Annotated in this window: 2 protein-coding genes and 1 pseudogene; 2 read left to right on the plus strand and 1 reads right to left on the minus strand. The window is 72.0% G+C overall.

Annotation, left to right across the window (positions count from 1 at the left end; all coding sequences use genetic code 11):
- Nucleotides 1-376 (plus strand): annotated as a pseudogene (locus GTW43_RS34510) (hypothetical protein); the annotation flags it as partial.
- A gap of 108 nt (nt 377-484) precedes the next feature.
- On the opposite strand, the gene GTW43_RS34515 reads toward GTW43_RS34510, so the two are convergent.
- A complete protein-coding gene (locus GTW43_RS34515) occupies nt 485-3,802 on the minus strand; it encodes a S8 family serine peptidase (RefSeq protein ID WP_161305913.1) in 3,318 nt (1,105 codons plus the stop codon).
- Nucleotides 3,803-4,022: 220 nt separating this feature from the next.
- On the opposite strand from GTW43_RS34515, the gene GTW43_RS34520 reads away from it, so the two are divergent.
- Entirely contained in the window at nt 4,023-4,490 is a 468-nt protein-coding gene (locus GTW43_RS34520; RefSeq protein WP_161305914.1) for an NUDIX hydrolase, read from the plus strand.
- The last annotated feature ends 316 nt before the right edge of the window (nt 4,491-4,806 follow it).

Here is a 4,806-nt window from a genome sequence, read left to right on the forward strand (position 1 = left end):
CCGCGGGCGGGCGGCCGCCCCGAAGGACGGCCCGCGCTCCGCCGAGAGCCTCGTCGCGTGTTCCCGGCTGATCGTCGAGGGCCGGGTCGAGCGGGTGGATCCGGTTCCGGGCACGGACCAAGACCGGATCACCCTGCGGGTCACCCACACCTACAAGCCCCGCTCGGGCGGCGCGCCCACCGTCACCTTCCCGGTGGACCAAGGTCTCGCGCCCGGCGCCGCCGTCGGCGACCGGCCGCTGGTGAGCATTCCCGAGGGCGCGCAGGAGCCGGACACCTGGGCGCTCGGCGCCGAGCGCACCCGGCTGCGCACCCGGATCGTGACGGCCCTGCCCCGCGCGGCGGACCTGCCCTGCAACGCGGGGCAGGACGGCTGACCCGGCGCCGGAACGGCACGCGGAGACCTCACGGGAACCGGCACGCGGAAGGGGCGGGTGCCACCGGCACCCGCCCCTCCTGTCCGCTGCCTCAGGTCGCCCCGGGCGTCACGGCGTGACCTTCTCGATCCGCACGTTGCCGACGCCCGCGGGCACCCCGCGCTCGTTCAGCAGCTGCACCTGGCCGAAGAACTCGCGGCCCTCCGGCGCGGCGGCCGCGGCCGTGACCTCGGCGGAGACGTCCGTGGACGCGCCGTTGGCCAGGTCCACGGGCGACGCGTCGTCGACCTTCACGGTGCCGAGCGACGCCGAGTAGAAGACGTCGACGTAGTCGTACTCGGTCGAGCCGGACGGCACCGAGTACCCCGCCACCTCCACCGTGTACGTCCCGGCGGCCGGCTTCGCGATGCTCACCGACTCCTCGGAGTCGCCGTCGGCGGACTGGGCGACCTGGTTGCCGTCCTTGTCGTAGACGGTGAGGTCGAGGTCGGCGGCCTGGTCGGAGACGTTGCCGATGCTGACGTCGAGCTTCTCCGCGCCCTCGGGCACCTCGACCGTCGTCGTCTGCGTGTCACCGCTCTGGATGGTGGGACGCGTCGACTTCGACGAGCCGAGCGGACCGCCCTGGAGCTTGCCCCCGTCGATGGCGGCGAAGTTGTTCGTCACCTTCCACGCGACCGCGGCCGGCGTGCCGACCTTCGCCTCGGGCAGCGTCTGCACGGCCGGGTCGAACGCGGCGCCGAGCGCGGCGACGTCCAGCGTGTACGGGTTGTCGAGCAGCGGCGACGTCCGGCGCGCCTCGACCTCGATCTCCCAGACACCGGCCTGCGGGTCCGCGTACGAACGCAGGTCCGGGCGGCAGGTGTTGGCCGGGTTCTCGTAGTTCGGGTAGCAGCTCGGCGTGGACGTGTCGTCGACCGGGACGCCGTAGGGGTGGATGGAGATGAAGCGCGTCTGGCTCTTGTCCTTCAGACCGCTCATGGCGACCTGGAGGGACTTGGCGCCCTCGGGCACGGTCACGAAGTACGACGTGACGCTGTTGCGCTGCACCGAGCCCTTGGCCCGGAACGCGTAGCCGGGCTTCGCCAGCGGCGAGGAGACGACGACGGTCGCGAGGACCTGCTGGTCGACGCCCTGGGTCCGCGGGTCGTCGACGCGCAGGATCGCGCTGCTGACACCGGCGGACCGCGGCGCGGCCTGGACCTTCACCGTGACCGGCTTGTTCAGCGGCAGGAACACGTAGCCGTGGCCGACGACCTTGAAGGTGTTGCCCGCGTTGTTCCGGAGCGAGACGCGGTGCAGGACCGGCTGCGCGGAGCCCGAGGTGCGGGTCACCGTGACGTCGTAGGTCTTCTTCTGACCGGCCTTCAGACCGCCCTCGCGGTCGTAGATCCCGGTGCCGAAGCCCGGGGTCTCGAGCGCGTCGTCGATCGCGGTGTCGACCGGCGCCTTGACCGTGTAGGTGTGCGCGGAAGCGCCCTTGCGCAGGGACTTCCAGGCGTCGACGATGTCGATCAGACCGGAGCCCTCGGCGTACGCCTGCTCGCCGCTGATGTGCCGGGCGGTCGAGGTGAGCGCGGTGCGCAGCTTCGCCGGGGTCAGGTCGAGGTGGCGCTGCTTGGCGGCCGAGATCAGCAGCGCGGAGGCGCCGGCGGCCTGCGGGGAGGCCATCGAGGTGCCCTGCAGCATGGAGTAGCCGGCCGGCAGACCGTAGCCCGCCTCGGCGACCGGTGCGCCCGGCAGCCAGGTCTGGGTGGTGTTGATGGCCGCGCCCGGCGCGGTGATGGTCGGCGTGAAGCCGCCGTCCTCACGCGGACCGCGCGAGGAGAAGGGCATCATCGCGTACGACTTCCTGACCTCGGAGCCGTAGTTGGCGGCCCACGTGTCCTTGGAGATCGAGGCGCCCACGGACAGGACCTTGTCGGCGAGGCCGGGGTCGCCGATGGTGTTGGCGCCGGGGCCGGAGTTGCCGGCCGAGATGACGAGCTGGACGCCGTACTCGTCGATGAGCCGCGTGTACAGCTCGGAGCGGGCGTTGTTGCCGTCGTTGAGCGCCGGCAGGCCGCCGATCGACATGTTGACGATGTCGACGCCGCGCTTCGTGACGAGGTCGATCATGCCCTCGGTCAGCGCGACGTTGGTGCAGCCGCCGCTCCAGGTGCAGGCACGCGAGGAGACGATCTTGGCGCCGGGGGCGGCGCCGTTCATCTTCTTGTTGCCGAACAGCGAGTTGGCCGCCGTGATGCCCGCGACGTGCGTGCCGTGCTCGGACTCGATGACACCGATGTTGACGAAGTCGACCTTCTTGCCGACCCAGTCGCCGCCGTACGGGTCCATCGGGACGTCCTTGCGGATCTCCACGACGAAGGGCTGGCGCTCGACGACGTCGGTGGACGGGTCGTCCTTGCCGAAGTAGCCGACCTGGTAGCCGTCCTTGTAGGGCTTCATCGGGGTGTCGTCCGTGAAGTCGCCGTTGTCGTTCACGTCGACCGTGACGGTGCCCTTGGCGGCGTCGTACAGCACGCCCCACACATCGGTGGTGTCGCCGTCGCGGTTCGCGTCGCCCTTGGCGTCGCCGCCCGCGGTGTCCTTCTCGGCGAAGGTGCTGAACCCGTAGGTGCCCGCGGCGGCCTTGTAGGTGCGGCCGTCGACGCTGAAGGTCGGGCCGGTCACCGAGGTGACCATGGGGCGCCAGGTGCGGTCGCCGTCCACGATCGGGTCGGTGGAGGTGACCCAGTCGACGATCTTGCGCTCGCCCGTGGTGGTCTTCTGCAGCGCGGGGTGGCCGAGGTCGACGCCGGAGTCGAGGATGCCGATGGTGACCCCGCGGCCGTCGGCCTTCGGGTTGTCCTTCACGAAGTCGACCGCACCCGTCTCGAAGGACGGGTTGTACGGGTTCTTCGCGGGGGTGTTCCTGCCGGGGCCGGACTCCTTGTGCCGCGTCGCGCTCCTGGCGCCCTCGGCGGTGTCGCCGGCCGGCGTCGGGTCGTCGAGCGCGATCTCCTGGCGGAGGTCGATGCCGTGCACCGAGTCGAGCTTCTCGGCGGCCTTGATGGCGCTCGCGGCCCGGCCGGTCGGCAGCGTGGCCCGCACGTAGCCGAGCTTGTCGTAGGTACGGCCGACGGAGCCGCCCTCGACCGCGTCGAGCTGCCGGGACACGGCCTCCGTCTGCCCGGGCGCGGTGGCGACCATGACGGTGACGTTCTTCTGGCCGTCGGCCCGCGCGTCGGCGAGCAGTTCCGCGTCGTGGGCGCCGAGCTTGTCGCTCGACGCCTTGACGGCGGGGTCGGCGGCCGGGGAGTCGGCGGCGAGGGCCATGGGTACGGGCCCGGCCGCGGTGAGCGCAGCCACGAGGCCGGCCGCGGCCGCGAGCCGGGCCGCGCGTCTCGCACCGGATATCGGTGCGCGCTGGGGATCGGGGGTCATCAGCATCCCTGGGTGAGATCGAAGGGATCCGGAATTCGGTGCCGGATGACCGCTCAGCTTTACGTAAGTGACCACAGTTTGGGGAGAGTTGCCCGAGACGGTTCGACGCCATGGCGGAGACCCGCCATACGTCAGCGGGCGCAAACGCGGACAAGCCGCCTGTACCCGTCGGCCTGCGCATCCCCGTGCGCGAGCGCCGCATTGGTTCTAGCGTCGGGGGATGCAGAAAGAGCTGCGGGTGGCGGCCTACGCCCTGTGCGTACGGGACGGACGGATCCTGCTGGCCCGCTGGGTCGCCGGTGACGGCAGCAAGCGCTGGACCCTGCCCGGCGGCGGCATGGACCACGGCGAGGACCCGTACGACACGGTGATCCGCGAGGTGGCGGAGGAGACCGGCTACGTGTTCGCGCCCGGCGACCTGCTCGGCGTGCACTCCGTGCTGCGCCGCTACCCGCGCAAGCTCGGCAAGGTCGCCGACTTCCACGGGCTGCGCCTCGTCTACGCGGGCGAGATCACCGGCGGCGAGCTGCGCCACGAGGAGAACGGCTCCACGGACATGGCCGCCTGGCACGACCTCGACGCCGTCGCCCGGCTGCCGCGCGTGGAGCTCGTCGACGTCGGGCTCGAACTGTGGAGCGAGCGCCCGGCCGCCGGGCACGTCGTTCCCCGCGAGGTGAACACAGAGTGACGGCGGGGCTGCCCGCCCCGCACCCCCGCGCGACGAATCGGCGTCGCCGTGCCCGCGCGGGCCACCCCCGCTGATCCACGTACGGTGATCGGCGCTGCGCGTTGCGTCGCCGTTCACGCGCAGGCCATCCCCGGTGCCAAGCATCCAGTGAGGCAGGACCGTCCGGTCCTGGACCGCACTGACGCCGCGTTCGCACCAGGGGAGATCGCGCCATGCCGCGCACACGCTCTGTCACGCAAGCCGCCTCCGCAGCAGCAGCCGCCGCCCGTCTCGACCGCCGGACGTTCCTGGCCGCCACCGGCGCCGCCGGCCTGAC

This window comes from Streptomyces sp. SID5785 (assembly GCF_009870065.1).
Classification (GTDB): domain Bacteria; phylum Actinomycetota; class Actinomycetes; order Streptomycetales; family Streptomycetaceae; genus Streptomyces.